21 protein-coding genes are annotated in these 26,442 nt (G+C 39.9%); 9 read left to right on the top strand and 12 right to left on the bottom strand.

Going from position 1 to position 26,442, the window contains the following annotated elements:
- Positions 1-90: 90 nt before the first annotated feature.
- Entirely contained in the window at positions 91-687 is a 597-nt protein-coding gene (locus PL9631_RS15445; protein ID WP_083621648.1) for a CHAP domain-containing protein, read from the top strand.
- Between the two features lie 107 nt (positions 688-794).
- Here the strand turns inward: PL9631_RS15445 and queA are convergent, their stop codons facing one another.
- Positions 795-1,985 carry a tRNA preQ1(34) S-adenosylmethionine ribosyltransferase-isomerase QueA gene (gene queA / locus PL9631_RS15440; protein ID WP_083621646.1) on the bottom strand — a complete coding sequence of 397 codons (1,191 nt, stop codon included), beginning with the start codon at positions 1,983-1,985 and terminating at the stop codon, positions 795-797.
- 402 nt (positions 1,986-2,387) lie between these two features.
- Here queA and PL9631_RS15435 point away from each other — a divergent pair, with 402 nt between their 5' ends.
- Positions 2,388-2,777 carry a hypothetical protein gene (locus PL9631_RS15435; RefSeq protein WP_083621644.1) on the top strand — a complete coding sequence of 130 codons (390 nt, stop codon included), beginning with the start codon at positions 2,388-2,390 and terminating at the stop codon, positions 2,775-2,777.
- Between the two features lie 9 nt (positions 2,778-2,786).
- On the opposite strand, the gene PL9631_RS15430 is transcribed toward PL9631_RS15435, so the two are convergent.
- Positions 2,787-3,254: a YraN family protein gene (locus PL9631_RS15430; RefSeq protein ID WP_083621642.1), complete on the bottom strand. Its 468-nt coding sequence runs from the start codon at positions 3,252-3,254 to the stop codon at positions 2,787-2,789.
- A 76-nt stretch (positions 3,255-3,330) separates the two neighbouring features.
- On the opposite strand from PL9631_RS15430, the gene PL9631_RS15425 reads away from it, so the two are divergent.
- Together PL9631_RS15425 and PL9631_RS15420 are read left to right on the top strand one after the other, a co-directional pair.
- Complete coding sequence (locus tag PL9631_RS15425; protein WP_083621640.1) at positions 3,331-3,843, top strand: pentapeptide repeat-containing protein; 513 nt, start codon at positions 3,331-3,333, stop codon at positions 3,841-3,843.
- A gap of 442 nt (positions 3,844-4,285) precedes the next feature.
- Positions 4,286-5,338 (top strand): Fe(3+) ABC transporter substrate-binding protein, encoded by a 1,053-nt coding sequence (locus tag PL9631_RS15420; protein WP_083621639.1) that lies wholly within the window; start codon positions 4,286-4,288, stop codon positions 5,336-5,338.
- A gap of 110 nt (positions 5,339-5,448) precedes the next feature.
- Here the strand turns inward: PL9631_RS15420 and uppS are convergent, their stop codons facing one another.
- The 5 genes from uppS to PL9631_RS15395 form a co-directional block, all read right to left on the bottom strand.
- The gene (uppS, locus tag PL9631_RS15415) at positions 5,449-6,198 is read right to left on the bottom strand and encodes a polyprenyl diphosphate synthase (RefSeq protein ID WP_083621637.1); all 750 of its coding nucleotides are present in this window, start codon (positions 6,196-6,198) and stop codon (positions 5,449-5,451) included.
- A complete protein-coding gene (gene cdaA / locus PL9631_RS15410) occupies positions 6,195-7,094 on the bottom strand; it encodes a diadenylate cyclase CdaA (protein ID WP_231516748.1) in 900 nt (299 codons plus the stop codon). Before cdaA ends, uppS begins: the two co-directional genes overlap by 4 nt.
- A gap of 131 nt (positions 7,095-7,225) precedes the next feature.
- The gene (lysA, locus tag PL9631_RS15405) at positions 7,226-8,614 is read right to left on the bottom strand and encodes a diaminopimelate decarboxylase (protein WP_083621634.1); all 1,389 of its coding nucleotides are present in this window, start codon (positions 8,612-8,614) and stop codon (positions 7,226-7,228) included.
- A gap of 163 nt (positions 8,615-8,777) precedes the next feature.
- Positions 8,778-9,203 carry a DUF29 family protein gene (locus PL9631_RS15400; RefSeq protein ID WP_083621633.1) on the bottom strand — a complete coding sequence of 142 codons (426 nt, stop codon included), beginning with the start codon at positions 9,201-9,203 and terminating at the stop codon, positions 8,778-8,780.
- A gap of 194 nt (positions 9,204-9,397) precedes the next feature.
- Positions 9,398-10,816, bottom strand: a complete 1,419-nt coding sequence (locus tag PL9631_RS15395; protein ID WP_269321703.1) for an aldehyde dehydrogenase — start codon at positions 10,814-10,816, stop codon at positions 9,398-9,400.
- 50 nt (positions 10,817-10,866) lie between these two features.
- Between PL9631_RS15395 and PL9631_RS15390 the strand changes: the two genes are divergently transcribed.
- Positions 10,867-12,897, top strand: coding sequence for an NAD(P)/FAD-dependent oxidoreductase (locus PL9631_RS15390; RefSeq protein ID WP_083622120.1), 2,031 nt, complete (start codon positions 10,867-10,869; stop codon positions 12,895-12,897).
- Between the two features lie 318 nt (positions 12,898-13,215).
- Positions 13,216-14,103, top strand: coding sequence for a C2 domain-containing protein (locus tag PL9631_RS15385; protein ID WP_083621630.1), 888 nt, complete (start codon positions 13,216-13,218; stop codon positions 14,101-14,103).
- A 322-nt stretch (positions 14,104-14,425) separates the two neighbouring features.
- Here PL9631_RS15385 and ftsH read toward each other — a convergent pair whose 3' ends face one another.
- The 5 genes from ftsH to PL9631_RS15360 all read right to left on the bottom strand — a co-directional run bounded on the left by ftsH (position 14,426) and on the right by PL9631_RS15360 (position 20,610).
- Positions 14,426-16,315, bottom strand: coding sequence for an ATP-dependent zinc metalloprotease FtsH (gene ftsH / locus PL9631_RS15380; protein ID WP_083622118.1), 1,890 nt, complete (start codon positions 16,313-16,315; stop codon positions 14,426-14,428).
- Between the two features lie 140 nt (positions 16,316-16,455).
- Positions 16,456-17,622, bottom strand: a complete 1,167-nt coding sequence (locus PL9631_RS15375) for a GGDEF domain-containing protein (protein WP_197046382.1) — start codon at positions 17,620-17,622, stop codon at positions 16,456-16,458.
- Positions 17,623-17,671: 49 nt separating this feature from the next.
- A complete protein-coding gene (locus PL9631_RS15370; RefSeq protein ID WP_083621628.1) occupies positions 17,672-18,373 on the bottom strand; it encodes a cyclase family protein in 702 nt (233 codons plus the stop codon).
- A 62-nt stretch (positions 18,374-18,435) separates the two neighbouring features.
- A complete protein-coding gene (locus tag PL9631_RS15365; RefSeq protein ID WP_083621627.1) occupies positions 18,436-19,653 on the bottom strand; it encodes a glycosyltransferase in 1,218 nt (405 codons plus the stop codon).
- Positions 19,654-19,710: 57 nt separating this feature from the next.
- Positions 19,711-20,610: an alpha/beta fold hydrolase gene (locus tag PL9631_RS15360; RefSeq protein WP_083621625.1), complete on the bottom strand. Its 900-nt coding sequence runs from the start codon at positions 20,608-20,610 to the stop codon at positions 19,711-19,713.
- A gap of 37 nt (positions 20,611-20,647) precedes the next feature.
- Between PL9631_RS15360 and PL9631_RS15355 the strand changes: the two genes are divergently transcribed.
- From PL9631_RS15355 to PL9631_RS15345, 3 genes are all read left to right on the top strand, one after another.
- A complete protein-coding gene (locus PL9631_RS15355; RefSeq protein WP_083621624.1) occupies positions 20,648-21,112 on the top strand; it encodes an MEKHLA domain-containing protein in 465 nt (154 codons plus the stop codon).
- A 756-nt stretch (positions 21,113-21,868) separates the two neighbouring features.
- Complete coding sequence (locus tag PL9631_RS15350) at positions 21,869-26,143, top strand: EAL domain-containing protein (RefSeq protein ID WP_083621622.1); 4,275 nt, start codon at positions 21,869-21,871, stop codon at positions 26,141-26,143.
- Entirely contained in the window at positions 26,143-26,409 is a 267-nt protein-coding gene (locus PL9631_RS15345) for a glutaredoxin family protein (RefSeq protein ID WP_197046400.1), read from the top strand. Before PL9631_RS15350 ends, PL9631_RS15345 begins: the two co-directional genes overlap by 1 nt.
- Positions 26,410-26,442 lie beyond the last annotated feature (33 nt).

The raw sequence follows: 26,442 nt of genomic DNA, 5'->3' as shown, positions 1-26,442 counted from the left end.
CAGGAGGAAAATCTCATCCCAAAATTAACAGATAACGCACTGATCAGCCTACTCTATCCCAAATCAGTTTAAAATTTTGGAGAATTCTATATGACAACTGTAGGTAATTTAATTAATATTGCTGCGGGTGAAGTTGGATATGCGGAACATCCCCCGGGTAGTAATGGTAACAAGTATGGCCAATGGTACGGCATGAATTATGTTCCTTGGTGTGCAATTTTTATCTCCTATTGTTTTGATAAAATTGGCTTACCTCTGCCCATTAGAAGCGCGAAAGGGTTCGCCTATTGTCCCGATGGGGTATCCTGGTTTAGACAACGGGGCCAATGGTTTCAGGAGCCCAAAGTCGGGGATGTGGTGTTTTTCTGTTGGCGGGGGGATGGAATTGCCGATCATGTCGGGATCGTAGAATCGGTTAAATCCGATGGCAGTATTATGAGTATTGAGGGGAATACCGGAGTGGGTAATGATGCCAATGGCGGTCAAGTCATGCGTCGAACCCGAACTCGCGGGATCATTTTAGGCTATGGACGCCCCCCCTATACTAATTCTGTCCCGACTCAGGCCCAGGCCTCCCGTCCCGCAACCCCCGCCCCCGCACCGCCCCAACGTGAAGTGGTTAAAGTCCCACCCAATTATCATAAAAATTTAGTTGATCAATTAATTGGGAAAAAAAATAAGTCCTGATTTTATCCCAGGGAACAAACCAATAGGGTGAAATATTTTCCTCCCCATTACCCATTACCCATTACCCATTACCCATTACCCATTACTCATTACCCATTACCCATTACCTATTCCCTGTTCCCTGTTCCCTGTTCCCTGTTCCCTGTTCCCTGTTCCCTACTTGAAAACACACTTTCAGGTGCAATAAACATCGCATCCCCAAAGGAATAAAAGCGATATTGTTGTCCAAACTGATTAGCAGGTTCTTCTAAGACTTGTTGATATAAACTTAATAACCTTTCCCGTCCAATTAATGCTGAAACCAACATTAACAAACTGGATTTAGGTAAGTGAAAATTAGTAATTAATCCATCAATCATCCGCCATTGATACCCAGGATAGATAAAAATATCAGTCTTCCCGCAATAGCCTGTAACCGTTGATTCTTGGGGGGTTTCTGTGGGGTTGGAAAGGGCGATCGCAGCCCCTTCTAATGCCCGTGCAGAAGTTGTTCCAACTGCAATCACTCTCCCCCCAGATGCCTTAGTTGTTTCGATTTTTTCCAAGGTTGCCGCCGGAACTTCAATCCATTCTCCGTGCATTTGATGGTCGATAATATTATCTACTTCCACAGGTCGAAACGTTCCCACTCCCACGTGCAAAGTCAAAAAAACTTGATCAATTCCTTTTAATTGTAAACGCTGAAATAATTCTTCAGTGAAATGTAACCCCGCAGTCGGTGCGGCGACCGCCCCGGAACGTTCTGCATAAATCGTTTGATATTGTTCGGGTAAGGCTTCGGTTTCCGTGACATAGGGAGGAAAGGGAATATTCCCAAAGGCTTCTAAAAACGGAATCAGAGACTTCTCGGGTGGGATTTCAAATTTTAATAATCTTCCCCCTGTTTCTTCATCGGTTTCTAAGACCGTCGCCCGCAATTTTTCACAATTAAAATTATTTTTTGATAAAGGATTCAGTTCAAACTCAATCACAGAACCCGGTTTAAATTTTTTACCCGGTTTGACCAAAGCCAACCAGCAATTATGCTGTTTTTCTTCGAGTAGTAATACTTCCACCGCCGCCCCACTACTTTTTTGTCCATACAGACGAGCCGGAAGCACACGAGTATTATTAAGTACCAGTAAATCCCCAGGTCTAAGAAATTCGGGTAAATCTTTAAACAGACAATGACGATGGGAGTCGGGAGAATCTACAATCAGCAAACGGGAGTGATCCCTTGGTACAACTGGATTTTGAGCAATCCGTTCTTCTGGCAGTTCATAGTTATAGCTTTCCAACCAATAATCTAACTGATCCATTTTTCTGATTTATCCCTTACCCAAATTTTTTTTTATACATTATCTCACGGGAGACCCCATAAAAACTAATATTGGCCGATCCCCTAGGTGATCTTCTGGGGTTTTACTTTGATCCCCAACAATTTCTGGGTTTTAAGCTGGGTAGAATCCCCCATAGGAAATCGGGTGCTTTTCCCCTATCTTATTATCCCTAATCTTGTCAATATAATATGTATAGGGTTGTGTTACCTATCAGATCTGCTGTTTATTAGGGTCTCATCATTTTTGGCTCCGTTTCAACTTCAGACCTGAATCAAGGGTTACAGGATAAGCAAAAATACCGCTCCTATTGCTCTTTGTTGCAGAGTTCCAGATTGGAGTTGAGCAACAAACAAAGCGGAACAATCATGCAGGAGATCACCGATGGAATACCTTTACTACCTCGCCAACACCAGTCTTACCCTGAGAGTCATAGACTTCTTATGCTCAAATGATTCTCTCCCGGTTCAATTTATTACGGTGATTCACCAAATTGATGGCTGGATTATTAAAGTCAAAATGTGTCACTATCTCACCCCCCAGGAACATGGTGACTTTAGGGCTTTTATGCAGGAATTGGGTATTCCCTACGAACCCGATATGCGAATTTTAATGGCCCTTTGGGGTTTGGAAACCGGACAATCTCCCCTGAGTGTGATGCGTCGCTACCAAGTGGCTGTTGTTTCCCATGGTATTCCTAACCGTGAAGATGTGGAATCTTTCCGAACCCAATTTGTTAGAGGATTAGGGTACTGTCCCGAAGCCTTAGCTTAATTTCCTTGATTATTCGCTAAATGCCGATTCAATATAATCTTGTAGAGTCAGTTGGTAGCCGTTTATCCATACAGACTGACCGATATTTATGCGTGAGGAAAAGCTGGAAACTTCCTTTGAGATCGAGGTTCGAGTTGGGTCGTGAACACAACTGACTAAAGCAACATCAAACCGACAAGGGCATTCTAGGAATTGGGGGCGATCGCTTAAAAATAATTCAGCCGATTGAATGATTTTGGCTTGCTTCTTTGGAGTAATCGCTAACAGTCCCCCCTGATCCCAATTCCGTTGACCACGAGTTTTCACTTCAACAAAACTTAAAGTCAAAATTCCCGATTCTCCCCTTTCAACGGCAATTAAATCAATTTCTCCATATCGACAATGCCATTGATGATGCAAAATCTGCCAGCCTTGTGATTCTAACCAATGGCCAACCAGTTTTTCCCCTAAAGAACCAATTACTCTTGATTCAGACATCGGATCTAGGATTACAAATAGAATAATTAATAAGTACGAATTTTATCTTCAAATATTGATTGATCCTGGAAAAAATATGAATCTGAGCAATTTGAGAATAGTTTCACCCCTGAAAACCCTAGGATTTTTACTGATCATCGGTTTTTGGATTCTTGTAACCCTATTAAAAACCCCATCAGTCCTAGCTGAAAATTATGAAAAACAGACTTTGTTAAATGCCGATTTTTCGGGCCAAGTCCTAACAGACTCAGAATTTGGCTTTGCCAATTTACGCGGAAGCAACTTTAGCCATACGGATTTGCGGGGAGTGAGTTTATTTGGGGCTAAACTCCAAGACGTGAATCTTGAAGGTGCAGATCTGAGAAATTCCACCTTGGACATGGCTCGTTTTAGGCGCACCAACCTAACAAACGCGATTCTCGAAGGAGCCTATGCCTATAATGCCACATTTGAAGGGGCAATAATTGACGGGGCTGATTTTACAGATGTGATGTTACGCAAAGATTCCATTAACACTCTCTGTAAAGTGGCAACGGGAACCAACCCAGTCACCGGACGCCACACCCGTGACACCCTAGATTGCGATTAAATTAGGCCCAAGCACCGGACTTAAACCCTCGATATTCACAGGTTAGACAGAACTTACGCACAAGACCAAAGAAACCGGGTTTCTGAACGAGAAATCCAGATTTCATCCGCAAAATCAGGGCCAGAAACCCGGTTTGGTGCGTAAGTCCTATTAGATCAACTTGTGAATATTTTTTATTTCTATATTTGATTATTCTTTTCAATAATTTTTGATTCTTGAGAAAGAAATATTAAGAACTTAAATCATTTGTTTCCTAACTTAGATTCGGCTTAACCCAGACATTTAAGGCTTAAAGCCCCTGCAAAGAAGGTTAAATCCCCCAAAAGTGATGCCCTGTAAAAAAGTGCATATATTACCATAAGTGTTCTGAAAAAACAATTATTGATAATTAATTGCATTAAGTGTATCCTATCTTCTTGATAAACTATTGCATTAAACTCTGATGAACAAAATCACTAGACGTGCATTTCTGACCCTGGGAACAGCCTTAGCTGTAGTTGCTGCGGGTGGACTTACCCCGATGAAGCGATCGCAAGCTAACCCCCAAGTCCTGAATATCTACTCAGCCCGCCATTACGATAGCGATAACCAGATCTATCAGAGCTTCACCCAAAAAACGGGGATTAAGGTTAATTTGGTGGAAGGAAAGGCCGAAGAAATGGTAGAACGGATTAAGAGCGAAGGCGCCAATAGTCCGGCGGATATTCTAATTACAGTTGATGCCGGAAATCTTTGGAGAGCGCAACAACAGGGAATTTTTCAACCGATTTCTTCAGGAATTTTAAATCAAGCAATTCCGGCCAATTTAAAAGAACCAAATGGTCATTGGTTTGGGTTTTCTAAACGGGCGAGGGTGATTGTTTATAATAAAGCTAAGGTTAATCCGGCTCAACTTTCTACCTATGAAGATTTAGCTAATCCGAAATGGAAAGGAAAAATTGTGATTCGTTCTTCCAATAATATCTATAATCAATCTTTAGTCGCTTCAATGATTGGAGATAGTGGAACAACTCCTACGGAAAACTGGGTAAAAGGATTTGTAGCTAATTTTGCTAGACCCCCAGAAGGAAATGACGTTTCTCAAATTAAAGCTGTGGCGGCGGGTGTGGGGCATTTAACCCTAGCAAATACTTATTATTTAGGGCGTTTAGTTGCCTCTAAAAAACCTGAAGATCAAGCGATCGCCAGTAAAGTGGGTTTATTTTTCCCGAACCAAAGAGCAAAGGGAACCCACACAAATATTAGTGGGGCTGGGGTGATTAAAACTTCCCCTAATAAGGCGGGAGCGATTAAATTTTTAGAACATTTAGCAAGTCCTGAAGCTCAAAAGATTTTTGCTCAAAGTGCTTTTGAATATCCAGCCGTGGCGGGTGTTCCCGTCTCTCCAGTTCTCTCGGGTTTTGGCACATTTAAAAGTAATCCCATTAATGTTGCAGCCTATGGAAAATTCAATCCCCAGGCGATTCAAATTATGGATCGCGCCGGTTGGAAATAAACCCAACTATCCTTAAATTGATGTTTGTTGTTGCGCTTTAGTGTTCTTTTTTGGGGCTAAAGCCACAACAAAAGCCAAATATTTTAACAGAGAACAGGCAACTTCTAAATTCAAACCTTACCAAACCTGCGTTCACGTTTTTGATAGGAAGACAAAGCCAGATGCAATTCCTGATAATTAAAATCAGGCCAAAGGGTATCAGTTACATAAATTTCTGCATAGGCTAGTTGCCATAATAAAAAATTACTAATTCGCATTTCTCCACTGGTACGAATCAATAAATCAGGGTGACATATTCCCGTTGTATATAGATGTTGTTCAAATAGAGTTTCATCAATATCTTCCGGTTGAATTAACCCTTGTTTAACTTGAGTAGCAATCTCTCGACAGGCTTTTAAAATTTCTTGTCGTCCGCCATAATTAGTGGCAATTGTAAAGAGAATCCCCTTATTTTGCTTTGTTTCCTCCATGGAATAGTCTATTTTTTCCTGTAGCGACTTGGGAAGCGCTGCCAAATTTCCCACAAACTGAATTCGGACTTCCTCCTCCATCATTTCTCGGAGTTCTCGCATTAAAACCCGCTCAAACAAGGCCATGAGAAAATCGACTTCCTCCAAAGGACGCCCCCAATTTTCTGTAGAAAAAGCATAGGCTGTTAGTGCTTGTACACCCCAATCTCGACAACAGCGTAAAGCTTCCTTGAGAGCATCAACTCCCCGACGATGGCCCATGGTTCGAGGTAAACCCCGACGCTTCGCCCAGCGACCATTGCCATCCATAATCACAGCAATGTGTTTAGGTAGGCGGTTTTGGTCTAAATCTGCGGGTAATTCATATATATCCCTTGTCTTAGCACTCATTTTTTCTCCCGAGAAGCTTTGGATCGAGGACGGAATAGGCGAGATACTAAAGCCCATCCTTGGGAACCCAGGCGGTTTCCCCAATGGGTAATCGAAATTGAAGGAACAGTTCTGTCATCATCGGATGTCCAAGAACGAGCTTCCAATAACTCTTTCAGTTTACTGCTAGTTAAGGGTCGGTTGAGGATTCCTTTTTCCGCTAGAGAAATCGAACCCGTTTCTTCCGATACCACAATACACATACATTTTGCCACTCGTTCGGTAATTCCCATCGCCGCCCGATGACGAGTTCCTAATTGTCGGGACGCCATCCGTTCCGATAGGGGTAAAATTACCCCCGCCGCCGCAATTCGAGACGCCCGAATTAATACCGCCCCATCATGGAGGAGGGTTTTAGGTTGAAAAATAGTTTGTAACAGTTCTCTGGAAACTTCGGCATTGAGTTTAACTCCTGGAACAGAAAAATCCCGTTCATCAATGGGACTTCCGGTTTCAACAATAATTAATGCCCCGGTACGATTTTGCGAGAGTTCTTTAACCGCTTCTACCAGTTGATCAATCACCCCATCGGGTTCAGGAATAACACGGCGACCCTGACCAAACAATTGTAAAACCTCTCCGCGACCCAACTGTTCCAAAAATTCGCGGAATTCCGATTGTAATATGACTGCCATCGCTACGGCAGAACCTGTAACTAAACTATTGAGGGCAATAGACAATAATTTCAAATTTGCCCAGTTACTAATGGCCGTTGCCAACATTAGAATAATAAACCCGCGCACCATCCAAAGGGTACGGCGTTCTCCAATGATGACCAAAACCACATAAGTGACGGCAAAAACTAATCCAATATCAAGACTTTGAATTAACCAGGGAGGAATTCCTTGCTTAGTCATGACTAGGCGCCGCATTTATCGAATTTTGATCAAATTTCATGGGGGAGTTTTTTCAGATCTTTGTTCATTAACCCAAATCTTGATCAACCCGCCCCACAACTGTTAGCTGTTAACTTATTAACCTTTAAGCATCAACTATTAACTGTTAAGCGTTCTGGAAGTCGATCTTTACGGATTAAATCTTGGTAAGATTCTCGTTCGATAATGACGTTAGCATCGCCATTATTCACTAAAACTGCCGCCGGTTTGGACAGTCGATTATAGTTGGATGCCATACTATAATTGTAGGCTCCCGTTGCCATAACCACGAGAATATCCCCAGATTCAACTTTAGGAAGTTGAGCATCCTTGATTAAAATATCCCCAGATTCACAATGTTTGCCTGCAATCGTTACCTGTTCGGTGATCGGTGCAGACATTTTATTAGCTAAAACCACTCGGTACAAGGACTGATAAGTAATTGGACGGGGATTATCGGACATCCCACCATCTACAGCAATATAAGTCCGAATTCCCGGAACTTGTTTTTGAGATCCAACGGTATAGGCGGTAACGCAACTAGAGCCAATTAGAGAGCGTCCCGGTTCACATAATAATCGGGGCAGGGGATATTGTTTCTGTTCACAGGCTTTGATCACGGATTCAGTCACAATTTTTACCCAATCTTCGATACTTGGGGGATCGTCTGACTCCGTATAGCAAATACCCAAACCCCCGCCAATATTGACTTCTGAAATATTTAAACCCTGTTGATTGGCTTTAATTAAAGTATCAATAATGACAGAACCCAAATCGTTATGGGGTTGCAATTCAAAAATTTGCGAGCCAATATGGGCATGAATGCCAACACAGGATAAACCCGGTTGCTGACCGATAAATTGAAAGACTTCATCCAGTTGACCGGGATCAAACCCAAATTTACTATCTAAGTGTCCAGTACGGATGTATTCGTGGGTATGACATTCAATTCCTGGGGTAAACCGGATCATCATCCGAATGGGATGATCAACGATAGACTGTTGACTGAATTGGGCGAGGGTGTGTAAATCCAACCAATTATCCGCAACCACCGTACACCCGCTTTCAATGGCTAATTGAATTTCTTCGGAAGATTTATTATTACCATGAAGGTAGGTTTTTTCCGGTGGAACTCCCGCTTGCAGAGCCGTATAGAGTTCTCCCCCGGATACCACGTCAATCCCTAATCCTTCAGATGCAATAATCGCACAAACCGCTAAACAATTCCAGGCTTTGGAAGCATACAGGACGAGGGACTCACCGGGATAATGGCGTTTGAAGGCGTCCCGGTATTGTTGACAAGCCGTTCGCAGAGTGGTTTCATCAACAATATAGAGGGGTGTGCCAAATTGTTGAACTAAGGCGGTAACGTCGCAACCGCCAATTTCTAAGTGATCTTGCGGATTGACTTTTGCGGTCAAAGGAAATAATTGTTGATTAGGCGATCGCGTTTCTAAGGCATCGGTTGATGCAGATAGGTATTGCAGTCCAGAATTTTGCACAGGAAATACTATATTAACACTTCTATAGATCAGATTTTACCGTAAAGTTGTCTCTCCTCGCCATGGGGAATAGCAAGGAATAGCAGTTTTCTGTTTGCCCGGGGATGTTAGGATGACCAATCATCCCAGGAAGCCGGGAAAGGAACAACAATATCATTATGATTTATTCATCTTTAATTAACTCCATTGCTTGCTTTAGTATTTCTTCTTTGTCGGCTAATTTTTCTAATTCTTTAGCTTGATAAATTCCTTCCGAAACCTCTAAGGATGCTTTATTAATCGCTTGTTTATAAGCAACTTCTAAAACTTCCTCAAGTTCTTCTGGAGATAGATAATAACTTTGGGAGCGAGGACGTTTATTTTCATCCCTGATTTCAAAAATAGCATTCTGAATTGAAACATCCCAAGACCGGGTGGTTCGTTTTTCAACTTGACGTTTAATTAAGTGAATTAATAAAACGATAGAATAGCTACGAATGGTTTTAACAATATCTTTGCGACCCATTTCTTCCAATTCTTCAACGATAGCAAGGGAACCCGGAATATCCCCTTTTAACAATAATTCCTTTAGGGTTAGGATTTCTTCCATAATATCTGGAATTGATTAGGGTTAATTCTATTATAACACAAATTTTATTTTATAAAAATAGATTGAAGTGGAAAAGGAACCACAAAGACACGAAGACACAAAGGAAGGGAGAAGGATGATTAACCAACCCAGAAACTTGCGATCGCTCTTAAAGAAAAGATTCAAACTACCCTTAACCCCATCTGGGGAAAAGATTATTGCATTAGAATTTTTTTAATTAACCATTCTTTGCCTTTATAGGGTGCATAACGTAGGGGTAAATCTAATAAAAATGTTTGTTTTAAGACACTGCGATAATGGGAAAATCGATCAAACGTGGTTTTTCCATGATAACTTCCTATTCCGCTTTCTCCTATGCCGCCAAAGGGTAAAGATTTTCCCCCAATTTGTAATACTGTGTCATTAAAACAGAGGGTTCCTGATGAGGTTTCTTGTAATATTCGGTTTTGTTTATCCTTATCCCTGGAAAATAGATATAATGCTAAAGGTTTGGGACGACTCTTGATTTTGGCGATCGCTTCTCCTAAATCCTGATATTCTAAAATAGGTAAAATCGGCCCAAAAATTTCTTCCTGCATAATTAAATCATCCCAGGAAATATTATTAATTAAAGTGGGTGCAATATATCGGGTTTCGGGATTGGTTTTGCCTCCAGTGATAATATTACCCGCTTTTACAAATTGCTGTAATCTGTTAAAATGAAATTGATTAATAATCCGCGAATAGTCGGGACTGGTTTCGGGGTTATCGCCCAAAAAAGTTGTAATCCATTTTTGCAACGCGATAATTAATTCTGATTTTATTAGACAATTCACTAACAAATAATCGGGGGCAATACAAGTTTGACCAGCGTTAATTAATTTACCCCAAATAATTCGTTTTGCGGTATAATCTAATTGGATATCATCATCTACAATACAAGGGCTTTTTCCCCCTAACTCTAAAGTGATTGGGGTTAAATGTTTGGCGGCGGCTTCCATGACAATTTTACCGACTTTTTGCCCCCCGGTAAAGAAAATATGATCAAACTTTTCGGCTAATAATTCTTGACTGGTTTCTATTCCTCCTTCAACTACTGCAATATATTCAGAATTAAAAGTTTTACTGATAATATCACTAATAATTTTAGAGGTATTTACAGCAATTTCTGAAGGTTTTAAAATCGCACAATTTCCGGCAGCGATCGCCCCAATTAAAGGGGAAATTAACAGTTGAAACGGATAATTCCAAGGGCCAATAATTAGGATAATTCCTAAAGGTTGAGGATAAATAAAGGTGGAAGCGGGAAGTTGACCTAAAGAGGCGGGAATTTTTTGGGGTTTAACCCAAGATTTGAGATGTTTAAGGGCATAATTGAGTTCAGCAACGGGGGAAAACTCAAAACATGATTCCAGGTCAGGACGGCATAAATCGGCTTTTATGGCGTTAATAATGGCTGTTTCATGGAATGCGATCGCCTGTTTCAAGCGCTGAAGTTGGGCGAGGCGAAACTGGATATCCTGGGTTTGTCCCGTGGCAAAAAAGTCTCGCTGTTGCTTGATTAAATCTTGAATTGCTGTTTTTTCACTCATTTTTGCTTTTCCAAAATTCCCTGATACCCTTTTATGGTACAACTTGATCTAGTCAAGTTATCGCAATTGAGGTCAAGCTGAGAATGGCAAATATTAAAGAAATTTTATATCTTGAAGTTCCCACTCCCGGCACTCAACAGGTTTGTACTTGGTTGCAACAAAACTTTCAAGCACCAAATGGCGAAAAATTTATCACTCCCGATGGTTTTCGATTACAATTTTCTCAACCCAATCAAAATCTAACAGAATCTAGTGAACTTTCGATTTTTGTTTGGCCAGTTCAACGCACCACTTATTTAAAAGTTTTTCGCGTTGGTCAACCGCCAAAAAGTCAAGAAAAACTATTTTTAAAGCATTTAGAAACGGAAATTAGAACCGCATTTCCCCATCAATATCCCGAACCTCCAGAGATTGATTTATCTCAACAATCAATTTTTGAAGGATTAGAAAAAGATTATCCCCTAACGGTTAAATACTTCAAAAAAATGCCCAATGGAGAATTTGATCTCAAACGGGTTTATTGGTGGGAAAAACGCTGGCGAGAAGGAGTAAGAAATCCCCAAACTCCGAAACAGGTTATTTTTAAAACCGATAATTCCCAGACCTCTGATTCCCCCAATTATGATTTAATTTATATCGGGGGTGCTTTAGGGGTGATTCATGCGGCGGTGATGGCAAGATTAGGTTATAAAGTATTATTAATTGAACGGTTGCCCTTTGGTCGGATGAACCGAGAATGGAATATTTCTCGGAGTGAACTAAAAAGTTTAATTGATTTAAAATTATTTACCCCGACGGAAATCGAAAGTTTTATCGCCCGAGAATATAAAGATGGATTTCATAAGTTTTTTGATGCTTATAATCCTAAAATTGCTCAAGCTGAAATTCTCCATACTCCCAGGGTTTTAAATGTTGCCTTAGATGCTGAAATTCTATTGAAATTATCCGGGGAAAAACTCAAACAAGCGGGGGGAGATATTTGGGATGAAACGGAGTTTTTACAAGCAAATATTAACCCCAATCAAGTTACTATTAATTCCCTCCATATTCCCAGCCAAACCGAACGAACTGCCACGGGAAGGCTATTAGTAGATGCCATGGGAACAGCGTCCCCCATTGCTTGGCAACTGAACGGCGGACGGGCTTTTGATAGCGTATGTCCGACGGTGGGGGCGGTAATTGAGGGGGGGTTTGAACCGGGGGTTTGGGATGCCACCTATGGAGATGTTTTAAATAGTCATGGGGATATTTCCCGGGGTAGACAGTTAATTTGGGAACTATTTCCCGGGGCGGGCAATGAGTTAACATTCTATCTATTTCACTATCATCAAGTTAATCCTAAAAACCCCGGTTCCTTGTTAGAAATGTATGAGGATTTTTTCACTATTTTACCCGAATATCGTCGCTGCGATATGGATAAATTAGTTTGGAAAAAACCCACTTTTGGCTATATTCCGGGGCATTTTAGTAATGGCAGTCGCGATCGCAAAATTAGTGTTGATCGATTAATTTTAATTGGGGATGCCGCCTCTTTACAATCTCCCTTGGTGTTTACCGGATTTGGGTCTTTAGTGCGGAATCTATCTCGATTAACTGATTTATTAAATACCGCTTTAAAACATAATTTACTGACCGCAGATTGGTTAGATCAAATTCGCGCGTATCAAACCAATATTTCTGTAACCTGGTTATTTTCTAAAGGGATGATGGTGCCCACGGGCAAATATTTACCCCCGCAAAAAATTAACTCAATTTTAAATACTTTTTTTGGGGTTTTAGCAACAGAATCTCAAGAAATTGCCGAAACTTTCATTAAAGATAGAACAACTTGGTGGATTTTTACTCGGTTAGCCCTGAAAGCTGCCCGGATAAATCCTTTATTATTAGTTTGGATTTTAGACTTTGTAAATATGGGAGAAGTTCTTAGGTGGCTAAAGAATTTTATTCAATTTATGGTATTATCTATGATTAGTTTCCTTTGCGGTTGGCTTCCTAATTTAAGTCGCAAAATTCAACCCTGGTTAGAACCCCGTTATCCTAAACTTTGGATGTGGTTATTAACAACCAGTTATGCTTTAACTGATGGTATGGGAAAACCTCAAACTCCACATTTTAACACCTAAAAACTCAATACAGGAGCGACAACAAAAAATCAAAGCGCAAGAGCAGTCATGGAAAATCCAAAGGTTATTTATCTCGGTTTTTTGCGTCTTAACCCTTTTAAGTAGGTAGGCTCTATAAAATCTTCCTATGTAAACGATTGTAAATCGTTGTAACGCTTTCTAATGGATGATCTAAGCCTCCTTTACATATTGTTACATGGAAAAGTTTAATCCCGCCTACCTACTTAGGTTTGGGGTTGATTTTATGGTGGAGACATAGTATTTTGAATACTTAGGGCAAATACCTTGCTAAATATCTAAAACCAAGGAAAGAATAGAATGACTAAGATTGTATTAACCAAACTAAAATGTATACAAACATCTAGTGGTGGTGGCTCAGATGATGTATATGCAAAGTTTTTTGTAGATGGGCAGCAGGTCGGAAGATGGCCAATGCGTGGTGATGTTGATATGAACAGGGGGGATGAACAATACATCAACCAAACATTTAGTTTTCAAAAAGATTTGAAGATCGAGTTGTGGGAATACGATTCGACTTCATCGGATGACTACATGGGCGCTTATATATTTTCTGCCACGGGTTCAGGTTCAGGAAGGATAACGCTATCCGATCCCAAAGAAGGGAATATCTATGAATTGCGTTATGAGTACATACCAGCTAGGGTAAAAGTCGCCAGAATTCACTCTGCCAAGTGTGTAGCGATGTCAGAGAGTGTCAATTCCGATCTCGTTAACCAGGCTGTCGGTTTGTCAGGTGCCGTTGCAGAAGCAGCCGGTCAAGTTCTGGGTAACACTCCCAACCCTAAAGCTCAATTGGTTGGAGAAGCTCTGGAGGCAGGTGCAACAGTTTTGAAACAAATTCCCGGCTTGGTAGATGCAATTGCTAAGGCAGGAAATTACCCAGATCAACTGTACATGACTTTTAGTAATCAACCGGGAATTGACAAGCGGTTTTGGCCACAACCCGGTAAATACTATGAAATTTTAGCGGGTCAAATTGTACGGTTTGATGAATTGCGTTTTCCTCTGACTCAGCCTCTAGATATCACCATTTGGGAATACGATTATGGTTCTGGAGACGATCACCTCGGAAGTTTTGCAATTGAGAAAGATACAGAGCCAGGTACTTATGTAAAAACTGTCACAAGTGCTAGTGAAGCGTCTATCTATTTAGTTGCATACATTGTGGCAGAAGAAGACTGGTAACTACATAGGACTTACGCAAGTGTCACACTAAAAATCTGTTGTAGGGTGGGTCAGACTTGGCATCACCCTGCCAGAAAAGGAAAATTGTACGCTTAGAAAATTCCAAGGGTCTGAAATGACAATTTTTTGTGAAAACCACCAGTATAACCCTAGTTTTTTTACTAATCTGACTGTAGAAAGCATTTCTTGAAAAGCTTACTCCATCACACTTTCAGCCTTAGCGTACAATTTACCCGTTTCGGCACGGTGCTGATATTGAACTAACTGCTCAAGCTACCGATCGCTTTTTTAATCAAAAATCTAGCTTGGGGTGCTTAAAAACTTAACTAACCTTAACAGCAGAAGGATTATGTTCTGCCACTAATTGCCGAAATTGTTCTCCCTCCAAGGTTTCAATTTCTAACAGTAATTCCACCAACTGATCCATTAACATTCGATTTTCCCGAACCATTTTTCGGGCTTGTTCATAACAGTCAAAAGCCAGATCTCGAATTAGATGATCAATTTGGGTAGCTACTTCCTCCGAATATTCCGATTGAGAAGGAAATCCTCGACCTAAAAACACCTCCGCCGAGGGACTTTCTAAAGCCACTAAACCCAATTCCGACATTCCATAACGAGTCACCATTTCCCGGGCTAAATTCGTCACCGTTTGAATATCATTACTCGCCCCAACCGTAATTTCCGAATCCCCAAAAACCTCCATTTCCGCCGCCCGTCCGCCCAAACAAATCGTAATTTGATCAATTAACCAGGATTTTGTATATAATCCACTATCGACCATTTCCTCATTAAACATTTGTTGAGCAAAACCGCCAATCCCTCCCGAACGAGGAATAATGGTCACTTTATTTAAAGGATCGGAATTCTTCAACAATGTCATTAACAAAGCGTGTCCGATTTCATGATAGGCAATCAGACGCTTTTTCTTACTATCTAATAACGGCGTTAATGCTAACCCAATCGTAATCCGATCAATCGCATCATCAATTTCTAAAGGAGTAATCGCTTCCTTGCGACGTCGGGCGGTTAAAATCGCGGCTTCATTTAGTAAATTCGCTAAATCGGCCCCTGATAATCCCGGGGTGCGACGGGCGATCGCCTCTAAAGAAACATCCTCTGATAACTTCTTATTTCGAGCATGAACTTCCAAAATCCCCAAGCGGCCATTAAAACTAGGTAAATCTACCATCACCTGCCGATCAAACCGACCCGGACGCAATAACGCCGCATCCAAAACATCGGGGCGGTTAGTCGCCGCAATCACAATAATGCCCGTATTTCCTTCAAACCCGTCCATTTCCGTTAATAATTGGTTTAGGGTTTGTTCGCGCTCATCATTTCCCCCACCAATACCCGCGCCCCGTTGACGTCCGACCGCATCAATTTCATCAATAAACACCAAACAAGGAGCATTTTCCTTCGCCTTTCTAAATAAATCCCGCACCCGGGAAGCGCCGACGCCGACGAACATCTCCACAAATTCCGACCCAGAAATACTGAAAAACGGCACTCCCGCCTCTCCAGCCACCGCCCGGGCTAATAGGGTTTTTCCCGTCCCTGGGGGCCCAATTAACAAGACTCCTCGCGGAATTTTAGCCCCAATCGCGGTAAAACGTTCGGGTTGCTTCAAGAAAGTGACAACTTCCTGCAATTCTTCCTTGGCTTCCTCAATTCCCGCCACATCCTCAAATAAGATGCCAGTTTTTGCTTCCATTTGGAATCTGGCCTTGGATTTGCCAAAATTCATCGCTTGACCCGATGCTTGGGTAGACCGTCGCAGAATCATTAATAAAACCGCCAATAGGCCAAAAATAATCAGCATATTGACGATCAGCCCCATGGCCACACTATTATCCGCCGAAGGGCTGACTCCATACTCGACATTATTCGCCCGAATTTCTCGCATCAATTCCGGGTTTTGGGCAAACAGCGACACAAAATATACTGACCCAGACTTTTTATCTTTCTCCCCTTTCAAGGTGACTTTCGCCATTTGTCGCGAGGGGTCTTCTTCAATTTTTTGGACTTCCCCGGCTTCAATTTTCTGCAACAGTTGACTGTAGGTTAGGGTTTTTGGGGTGTTATCGGCAAAGGAGGGAGTTCCCAAAAGCACCCCCTGGGCTATGATCCAAGTCCCCAAAAGCCTTCCCAGTCGTTTGCCGATCTTCGTTTTCTGGGGGACTATCTGTTTAGGATTTGACCCTCCCATCCAGGTTTTGATCCAAGACCTATTCATTCTACCTTTTCCTGTTGCTACGCTCATTTTCATATAGTTTAACGCCCCAATGGGGAAATTATGGCTCAAGTTGTCAGAATTCAGGGGTTAGGCGACTAGCTAACAATAAATTATTATGGATTTTTAGCAATAACAACCTGATTTCTGCCATTTTCTTTTGCTTGATAAAGCGCTTGATCAATAGCGACTAACAGCGAATCTAATTTTCCAGTATATTCTTGATTAAATGTTCCTACACCCAAACTAACTGTATAGTAAATTAATCTATTATTGGCGGGATTTTTTTCCACGGTAGTTCGCAGTTTATTCGCCATCAGGAATGATTCCTGAATATCTGTATTGGGTAACAAAATTAGAAATTCTTCCCCACCCCAACGACTGAGAATATCTTGTGACCGAAGGTTTTGTTTTAGTATGGTGGTCAGGTGTTGCAAAACCAAATCACCCCGATCATGGCCATAGGTATCATTAATTAATTTGAAGCGATCAACATCAAGCATAATCAGGGAAAAGAGGGTTTTACTCCGATGAAATTTGGCTATTTCCCGATCTAAACACTGTTGCATTGCCCTACGATTTAATGTGTTTGTCAAAAAATCGAGAGTTGCTAATTGATGAATGTTATGGTACAAACGTTGACAAATCATCATAATAAAACCAGCATTTCGCAGGTAGTCAAACAAAAATATAGACCCAAATGTGGTTAGATTAACCAGATTAGAATCCAGTAAAGTTTTTGTATTAGTTAGGGGAAGCACAATAGCTCTAAAGAGCAAAAAAATTATATTAAAAACAAATGAAATACAAATAAAAATAGATGACGCATAGAGATATCTTTCTCGGAATTTGATTAAATAATAAATAGCCCCAAAATAAGCAGTAAGAGATGTAAAAATTGTATCCATATTTCTGACAATAAAATCATTTTTTATATAGACAAAATAAACTTGAATCACGAGGAAAGCAGAGGCTAAAGCAATAAAAAAAAAGGAGTTAGGTTTTTTATTTAAAAATTTTATAATTCCAATGGTGTAAAGAATTTGAGCGTATGTAATCAATAAATTTCCCAAAAATCGAAGATTCAATGCAATTAATTGATTAGATATAAAGGGACGAATCGGAAAAATCAAAAATCCGATTGCTGATAACAGAGTCCCAATGGCATAAATCCCAACCCCGGGATATTTATTAGCTAGAAAAAAGAAGAAAATCAAGGTAATTGATTGTAGAATTGATGAGGCACTTACCATCACAGACATTGTGGAGATATCAAGAGCCATAAAACGATTCCAAAATTAATAGTTTAAAAAGCTATCTATATAAAAGAGCTTAAATTAAGGCTAACACAGAAACAGGTGAACCCGAACCGCCTGTTAATTTTAAAATACCGATAATTAAGGTAATTCCAGTGGTGGGAAGTTGATCCAGATTTGTCAAATTCTCTAATACAAAACCGTTGTTTTTCAAAATCATTTTATTAGTATTAAAACTATGATCAAAACCTGGGTCAACGCCATGGGTATCAATTCCAACTCCCTTAATATTGCGCTGTTCGATTAAAAATTGAGTAGCTTCACTCCCAAACCCCGGAAAGTGCAGTTTTCCCTCGGGATCAAGATTTAAAAAAGCAACCGGATCATGCCATTTTTCCTGCCAACCTGTATAAAGTAAAATCATACTATTTTCAGGAATAATATTATACTGTTTTTCCCATAATTCAATATCACTTACAGTTAAAATGGAGTCAGGATTTTGACTGGCTTTTTCTCTAAAATCAATCACAACTGCGGGAAGAATACAAGACTCGGGCGAATAATCATCAATTCCCATACCATCTTGATAAAAACTTTTAGGGGAATTCAAATGAGTTCCACTATGTTCTCCCATGCAAAACCGCCTTAAATAATATCCCGATGTCGAAAAATCAGCCAGAGTTTCTAACTCCACAGCCGGATCACCTGGCCATAAAGGAATATTAGGATGAATTTTATGGGTTAAATCAATAATTTTGCGGTAATTAATTGTTTTCATAATTGCAGTTATTCTACCTTATTACTTCGTGTCTTAGTGCCTTTGTGTTTCTCTCTTTAATCTTAAATTTTAATTTTAATCCATTGATTCAGAATTTTATAAATATTAACTAATCCTTGTAAATGCGATCGCGGAGAACGTCCATATAAAAAATCATGGAGACTGATTTGATAATTATATTGCATCGCTAAATCTAACCATACATTATTATAGACTTCGCCTTGAATATAATCAGGAATTGTGTTATTATAAAAAATAAAACTATCTAAACAGGTATTAAAAAAGTTTTTGCGTCCTCGATATTTTAAATAATTAAAACGCGGTTGAAAAACCGTTAAATCTTCCAAGGCAGTATGGATAGTATCGGCTAAGGATTCGGGATCAAATTTAGATAATAACCCTGATCCTGGAGGGAATAATTCAGCTTTACCTCTGACATATTGATTGAATTCCCTAAAACAAATCACCGGAGTATTGCAACTCATCGCTTCTGAGAGACTGCGATTTTTTCCCTCTAAAAGAGAACCCAAAAGACAAATTTTAGACCGAGAATAATACAGGGGCATTTCTTGATAATAGTCAACTTGAGAAACTATTTCAATATCATCTAAATTGTGAACTAAAATATTTTGAATTTTTTGCCATTCTAATTGAGCTTCACTACTGAGCAAATAAGTAGAGTTTACCTCAAAATAATCCTCTAAAATTAACTTCATTTTCAAAAGTTTATTATATTTTTTTTGATAAACTTTCAATGCTTTGGCAATTATCGGTAGATTATAAACAGGAGATAATTTAGCCACACATATAATATCAATATCTTTAATATTTATAGGTTGAGGTGCAATCAAATATTCATTAATAAAATCTGACTCAGAAAAAGGAATTAAAACTTTATTTGCCCGTTGGGGATAGGTTTTTTTAAACCAATCTGCACGGGATGGATGATCATATAAACAAAAATAGGCATCGGCCGTATTAGACCAAGGATAGGCGCACCAAAGGGAATCAGCTATCGAAAAGAAAACCTCAGAAAGTTGAGGTAAAAGTTTATTTAATAAATCTACAGATTCACTAAAATACAATCCTTTAATAAATTTACCTTGATATAATAAAGGCGGGAGTAAAACATGGAAATTTACGTTTTCAAACCGATTAGCTTCCTGTTCAAAAATTTCATTAGTCCAGCTATCTAAATCAGAATAAATTTCTTCTGAGGATTTATAAATTTCAGGACTATTAAAATATTGGCTTTGGCGTTCGTAGTTTCCTATTCCCATAATATTGTAGGCTTTTTTATTAATTAATTAGGTGGGCATAGCCCACCCTACGAGAGTTTATTTTATACTCAATTGGTTTAACCAATTCAAAATAATAGAGTTGACTTGTTCAGGACGTTCATCATGGGGACAATGACCCGTATCGGGAATTGAAATAAATTCTACAGATGGATTGCTATTCGCTAAATCTTGATAAATTTTTGCCCCGGTAATCGGTGTCCAAGGGTCAGTTTCTCCCCAAATAATTAATAATGGTTGTTGAATTTGGGGCAATAATTCTGAGGGTTGAGGGCCGGGAGGGGCGGTTAAAATTGAAGCAAAGACCTGTTGAGCACCCATATCATTAGAAGGATTATATAATAGGTCTACTAACTCATCGGTAATGGCTTGTTTGTTGCCATAAACTTGATGTAAGGTATTGCGAATCCGGTGTTTTTGTCGAATTTGATTGAACATAAACGGCCCGATAATAGGATTACTCACAACTTTTGCAAATAATCCCATAATCAACCGGAGGGGTAAATTCAATTCTTGAGGCCGATGATTTAACCCTCCTGCACAATTAATTAATACCGCCCCAGAGGATATTTCGGGATGGTTAGCAACCATGATTAAACCTAATAATGCTCCGATGGAATTGCCGATAAAAATAGCAGGTTGTTTAATCTTTTCTGCTGAAAAATCTGTTAGTAATTCTTCCCACAATTCTAAACTATAATCGAGATTGGGTTTCGCAGAGGCTCCAAATCCCAAGAGGTCTAAAGCAAAAACCCGGTATCCCCCGGCGGCCAAAATCGGGATATTATGACGCCAATGTCCAATGGACGCACCAAACCCATGAATCAGGACTAAGGGCTGTCCGCTTCCGGTGGCGGTATACTGGATTTGATGACCTTTCCATGTCCAGGTTAGGGGTTCAAAGGAGGTTGTTATTTGGGGAGACGTTGTTGTTGTCATTTTATTAAGATTTGTAAACACTATCTTTCTATCATAAATGATTTCACCCTGGAAACAAGACGGAATTATGATTCATACTCAAAGACTTTTGAGGAGTTATCAACATTGGATGGGGGAAACTCTGTTGAATTTGAATGATACCCCGGAGGAAGTGGCGGAGAGTTTATTTTACGCGCCATTTGTGTTAGTTTCCCATGGTATTGAATCCGATCCAATTTTTAATTATGGGAATCAAAAAGCCTTGAAAATGTGGGAGTTAACTTGGGATGAATTCATCCAAATGCCCTCTCGAAAAACGGCAGAACTCCCTGTACAGGAGGAACGCGATCGCTTGTTAGCTGAAACGGCGTCCAAAGGATTTATTAAAAATTATCAAGGGGTCAGAATTTCCAGTCGGGGAAAACGGTTTTTAATTCAAGATGTTTTAATTTGGAATGTTTTAGATGAACAAGATCAATATTGTGGACAGGCGGCGGTTTATTCTAAATATATGTACATTTAATTATTGATGCAATCAGTCAACCTTTAAGGGTGTTTGACGGGAACTATCATTGGGTCGAAGAAAAGGGCTCTGGGGTTGGAGGGATCTAAACCGAGATTGAGCCCCAAAATTGGCGATCGCCGATTATTATAGACAATTCATTAATAGAATTGATGTCAATAAGGATAACCAGCAAAAATAAAAACACGAATACAATCGTATCATGATTGAGGGTAATTTGTCTAGGGATAAACCCGAAGATTATTAAATAATTAAATTTAGTAGACCAGAGAAGAATAAATAAATTTTTGTTATAAATTATCTAAAAAACAGTGCTGGTTTTCAGGAGACGCTGGGAATGTGCGATCGCCAAAATTAATCTTGTGAACCTGCCTAAAGACCCTAAAACACTTGATCCCCTTTAATACCAAAGCGATCCTGACTGAATTTAAGTTCCCACTGCTGAGTGACAGTCTGGGAAAACTCCATTAGACTATTGATAGTAAGGCTAATATTCCTTGTCAAAAAATAAATATCAGGGTCTGGGGGATATTGATGGAGTCACGGATTTTTGCCCGAAACAGAGATTCAGGGAAAATCCAGAGGGGAGGTTTGTTAACCTTTTTTTAATTTTCATTAAAAAATGTCAAAACTTAATAGAAATAATCGTAAAATGAATTAGGGAGGGGCAAACGAAAAACTCTTGGTATCTTAAACACTCTGCAAGAAGCACGATAACTACGAGTGATCGAATCGATAATGCACAGAACCTAGTTGATGCTCAACAAAAACCGGACACAGATCAATCAAGACCAACTTTATCCGATTGTATCTATTGATCAGGCGTGGGTCATGGACACAAATACAGAAGTTGGACTGTCTGAGAGTCCCATACTGATGCAAGTCATTGCAGACCTGCTGCAAGTCCCCTTGATCATCAGTTATCGGGATGATGACAGAGTTTTTTATTGTAATTCTCGCTTCCAACACACCTTTGGATTGCTACCCTCGGAACGGTCACACTTTTCTGAGTCCGATATTTTTGCGAATCTCACGGATCGAGCGATTTTACTGGAAAGGCTACAAGAACACAAGTCTATACAACACCCTCTACAAGTCAAACGAGCCGACGGAACCCTGTGGTGGACATTAGTATCCATGCGTTTACTGATCTTGAATGGGGAACAGTTGGTTTTGTCTACCTACTCTAATCTCCGTCAGGTGCCCCTGACCCAACCCCTGCCCTGGGATTATCTTCCCAGTTTTGACCATTGGCAACAGGGGGTAATTTTGATCGGTACAGAAAACCAGATTATCGATTGGAATACGGTTGCTGAACAAATGTTGGGATATGACAAGTCCCAAGTTCTGGGTAAAACTTTGGTGGCCTTGAATTTGTCGCCGTTTCATCAATTCGCCATCGATTTATACCCCCTGATGCCTGAGTTGGAATATTCCGGCTGTACCCGTGAAATTGAATTTTCTCGTCGAGATGGGAGTTTGGGTCATTGTCGTGCCACCCTGTTACCCCTGCGGAATCAATGGGGCCAATTATTCGCCACCTTAATCAGTACCCAGGAAATCCCGGAAGTTTCCGATGCCTTGGTGCCAGTAGACCCGCTTTTAGCCAGTTTGCAGTCCCGGGTGAGCCAACAAGCTACGGTTGCTCACCTGGGTCAACAGGCTCTGATTCATTCTGACCTGTTGGCTTTAATGGATGAAGCGGTCTGTGTGGTGGCACAAACCTTGAATGTAGAATACTGCCAACTGTTGGAACTTATGCCCGGAGGTCATGCTTTTGGGTTGACGGCGGGATTCGGTTGGAAAAAAGGACTGGTGGGCAATGCTCGGGTGAGTGCCTATATTAATTCCCAAGCCGGGTATACCTTAATTAAAAATGAACCCATTATTGTGGATGATTTACGGGTGGAAACTCGATTCTCGGGTAGTCCCCTCCTGCATAATCATCGGGTGATTAGTGGTATGAGTGTGGTTATTGCCCGTTGGGATCAGAATTCGGAATTGAGTCCAACCCAGGCAGAGTCACCGATTTCCAAAGCCTGGGGGGTTTTAAGTGTCCATTGCGATCACCACCGCCAGTTTACCTCCGAGGATGTGCATTTTTTAGAAGCGATCGCGAATGTCTTAGGGGCGGCCATTGAACATCATCGCGCCCAAGAACGCTTGCAATTAATGGAACGAGCGATTAATAGTAGTAGTAATGGGATTGTAATTACCGATGCCACCCAACAGGATAATCCGATTATTTTTGTTAATTCTGGATTTGAAAAAATTACCGGATATAGCCGAGAACATATTTTAGGAAAAAACTGCCGCTTTTTACAAGGAAATAATTCCAAAGATCCCGCCGTTAATGAACTTCGTCGCGCTATTTTAGAAGGAACAGAATGTCATGTCGAACTCCAGAATTATCGTAAAGATGGAGAGTTTTTCTGGAATGAACTTTCTATTGCCCCTGTCTATAGTTCCAAAGGATATTTGACTCATTTTATTGGGATTCAAGCGGATATTACTAAACGTAAACAATCTGAACAAGCCTTGATTTTACAATCCCAAGCCTTAGCTAAATTTAGTTCTAATCTCAAACATTTGCATCGGATTACAACCTATAATCATCAAAATTTAGATGAACTTTTTCGAGATTATCTGCAAGTGGGATGTGAAATTTTTAAATTGTCTACTGGTTTGATCAGCCGACTAGAAAATAATCATATTATTATTGATACGGTTCATTCGGATTTAGATCTAATTCAAGCAGGTATGACATTACCTTTTGAACAAAGCTACTGTTGTCAAGTTATTCAAACCCAGACGACTCAAGTTCATACCCACATTGGCGAAGATCCTCTATTAAACCAACTCCAAAGCTATCAAACGTTTCATCTGGAAACCTGTTTAGGAACTCCGATTTGGGTCAATGGGGAAATTTATGGGACATTAGCTTTTGCTACTTTAGAGGCTAAAACCGTAGATTATAAATCCTATGAACTGGAAATTTTAGAATTAATGGCTCAAAGTATTGGTCGATTTATTGCGGCTAATCAAACTGAAAAACAACGGATTAAAGCCGAATTAGCTCTAAGAGAAAGTGAGGAACGCTATCGCCGTTTAGTGGAATTATCCCCCGAAACTATTGCCATTCATGATGGGGAACAATTAGTTTATATTAATATGGCTGGGGCAAAATTATTAGGAGCAAATCGTCCGCAAGATTTAATCGGTCGCTCTATCTTTGATTTTCTTCCCCCAGCTTATTTTAATTCCATTCAGATTCAAATTCAAGATCATAGTAATGAACAGCAACCTCTGGAGTTAATAGAACAAAAATTAACTCGATTAAATGGAGAAGTTATTGACGTAGAAATTGTAGGAATTCCAGCTACCTATCAAGGTCAATCTGCGATTCAAATTATTATTCGGGATATCACCGAACGCAAACGATTTGAAGCCCAACTCATGTATGAAGCCCTACATGATGCCCTGACCCAATTACCGAATCGGAGCTTTTTTAATGAACGGTTAGCCCAATCTTTAAAACGATCTCGACAAGAACCTAATTATCAATTTGCCGTTTTATTTTTAGACTTAGATCGATTTAAAGTGGTTAATGATAGTTTAGGGCATTTGATGGGAGATAAACTTTTAATTGAAATTTCCCATCGTCTTTTATATTGTGTCAATCCCCTAGATACCGTTGCCCGTTTAGGAGGAGATGAATTTACAATTTTGATTCATCGAGTTGAAAGTATACTGGATGCCACCCGCATGGCAGAGAAAATTCACGATGAATTAACCCAGCCTTTTTATATTCAAGGACACGAAATTTTTACGACCGTTAGTATTGGGATTGTTCCCAGTCGAGGTCATTATCCAATGTCGGAAAATAATAGTGAATCCCATCAGTGTTTATTGTATAATAATCCCGACGATTTTTTACGCGATGCGGATATTGCCATGTATCGAGCCAAAGCAAAAGGCAAAGCTCGATATGAAGTTTTTGATTTAAGTATACATAGTCAAACCCTGTCTATATTGCAGCTTGAAACGGATTTACGACAAGCTATTTATGGACGAATACAAGTGGTTAACCCACAGCAATCAGAGTCCGTAACTCCCTTAGAAAATTTCAATTTGAATGGATTAAAAACTACAGAATACCTATTAGAAAGCTCCCGTGATCAACCCATAAATCTCAGGGGTTTTAAAGTCTATTATCAACCAATTGTTTCTTTAGCGAGTGGTAGAATTACTGGCTTTGAAGCCCTAGTGCGTTGGTTGCATCCCACCCGGGGTTTAGTATCGCCCATAGAGTTTATTCCGGTAGCAGAAGAAACGGGGTTAATTATTCCCCTAGGAGCTTGGGTTTTACGAGAAGCTTGTCATCAATTGCAGGTTTGGAAACAACAATTAACCCAAAAATTTAGTTTAATTCAAGCTGCTTCTCCCGAACAGGTTCAGCCTCAAAAACAACGGTCTTATTATGATGTTTTTCCTTTAACTATGAGTGTAAACCTATCGAGTAAACAACTTTGTCAAACTAATCTACTAGAACAAATTGATCAGATCTTAACCGAGACAGATTGTAATCCTAGTGATTTAAAACTAGAAATTACCGAAAGTGTGATTATGGAAAACTTATCCACTTCGTTTATGATTCTAGCTCAACTGAAATCTCGGAAAATTCATCTATCGATTGATGATTTTGGCACGGGGTATTCATCCTTGAGTTATTTACATCAATTCCCCTTAAATAGTTTAAAAATTGATCGTTCATTTATTAGTCCTTTAGATCAGAAAAGTGGTATCTTTAAAGGGAAAAAAAGCCAACCTTTACAAATTGTCAAAGCTATTATTTCCTTAGCTCAGAATTTGGATTTGGATGTTGTGGCTGAAGGGATAGAAACCCGTGAACAAAGGAGAATTTTACAGGAGTTGGGCTGTCCCTTCGGACAGGGTTATTTATTTGCTAAACCCTTAGAACCCGAACAAGCCACCCAACTATTACTATCGGAGGCTAAAGAAATTTCATGATTACACTGATTTTATACAGTAAACCGGGCTGTCATTTATGCGAAGGACTGCAAGAAAAATTGGAAAAAATTCAAACCTCATCCCAAAAATCAGGAGAATTTCAATTAGAAATTAGAGACATTACCACCCGGGAAGATTGGTTTCAAGCCTATCAATATTCTATTCCTGTTCTGTTTAAATCCGGTGAACCAGACCAACCTATTCCCCGTCCTTCACCCCGAATGTCGGTTATGCAGTTGGAACAAATGTTACAGCAGTATTTGTAGATAAAACAATTCATTGTTGCGCTGGTATTACTC

It is taken from the genome of Planktothrix paucivesiculata PCC 9631 (assembly GCF_900009265.2).
GTDB lineage: Bacteria > Cyanobacteriota > Cyanobacteriia > Cyanobacteriales > Microcoleaceae > Planktothrix > Planktothrix paucivesiculata.
This window is presented reverse-complemented; position numbering and strand designations above follow the sequence as displayed.

Excerpts from the sequence above, each read along its gene's own strand:
- PL9631_RS15445 (WP_083621648.1), top strand. The coding sequence starts at position 91 with ATGACAACTGTAGGTAATTTAATTAATATTGCTGCGGGTGAAGTTGGA.
- PL9631_RS15365 (WP_083621627.1), bottom strand. The coding sequence starts at position 19,653 with ATGGGAATAGGAAACTACGAACGCCAAAGCCAATATTTTAATAGTCCT.
- PL9631_RS15385 (WP_083621630.1), top strand. The coding sequence starts at position 13,216 with ATGACTAAGATTGTATTAACCAAACTAAAATGTATACAAACATCTAGT.
- uppS (WP_083621637.1), bottom strand. The coding sequence starts at position 6,198 with ATGAGTGCTAAGACAAGGGATATATATGAATTACCCGCAGATTTAGAC.
- queA (WP_083621646.1), bottom strand. The coding sequence starts at position 1,985 with ATGGATCAGTTAGATTATTGGTTGGAAAGCTATAACTATGAACTGCCA.
- PL9631_RS15420 (WP_083621639.1), top strand. The coding sequence starts at position 4,286 with ATGAACAAAATCACTAGACGTGCATTTCTGACCCTGGGAACAGCCTTA.
- PL9631_RS15425 (WP_083621640.1), top strand. The coding sequence starts at position 3,331 with ATGAATCTGAGCAATTTGAGAATAGTTTCACCCCTGAAAACCCTAGGA.
- ftsH (WP_083622118.1), bottom strand. The coding sequence starts at position 16,315 with ATGGGAGGGTCAAATCCTAAACAGATAGTCCCCCAGAAAACGAAGATC.
- cdaA (WP_231516748.1), bottom strand. The coding sequence starts at position 7,094 with ATGACTAAGCAAGGAATTCCTCCCTGGTTAATTCAAAGTCTTGATATT.
- PL9631_RS15370 (WP_083621628.1), bottom strand. The coding sequence starts at position 18,373 with ATGAAAACAATTAATTACCGCAAAATTATTGATTTAACCCATAAAATT.
- PL9631_RS15435 (WP_083621644.1), top strand. The coding sequence starts at position 2,388 with ATGGAATACCTTTACTACCTCGCCAACACCAGTCTTACCCTGAGAGTC.
- PL9631_RS15430 (WP_083621642.1), bottom strand. The coding sequence starts at position 3,254 with ATGTCTGAATCAAGAGTAATTGGTTCTTTAGGGGAAAAACTGGTTGGC.
- PL9631_RS15355 (WP_083621624.1), top strand. The coding sequence starts at position 20,648 with ATGATTTCACCCTGGAAACAAGACGGAATTATGATTCATACTCAAAGA.
- PL9631_RS15400 (WP_083621633.1), bottom strand. The coding sequence starts at position 9,203 with ATGGAAGAAATCCTAACCCTAAAGGAATTATTGTTAAAAGGGGATATT.
- PL9631_RS15350 (WP_083621622.1), top strand. The coding sequence starts at position 21,869 with ATGCTCAACAAAAACCGGACACAGATCAATCAAGACCAACTTTATCCG.
- PL9631_RS15375 (WP_197046382.1), bottom strand. The coding sequence starts at position 17,622 with ATGGCTCTTGATATCTCCACAATGTCTGTGATGGTAAGTGCCTCATCA.
- PL9631_RS15360 (WP_083621625.1), bottom strand. The coding sequence starts at position 20,610 with ATGACAACAACAACGTCTCCCCAAATAACAACCTCCTTTGAACCCCTA.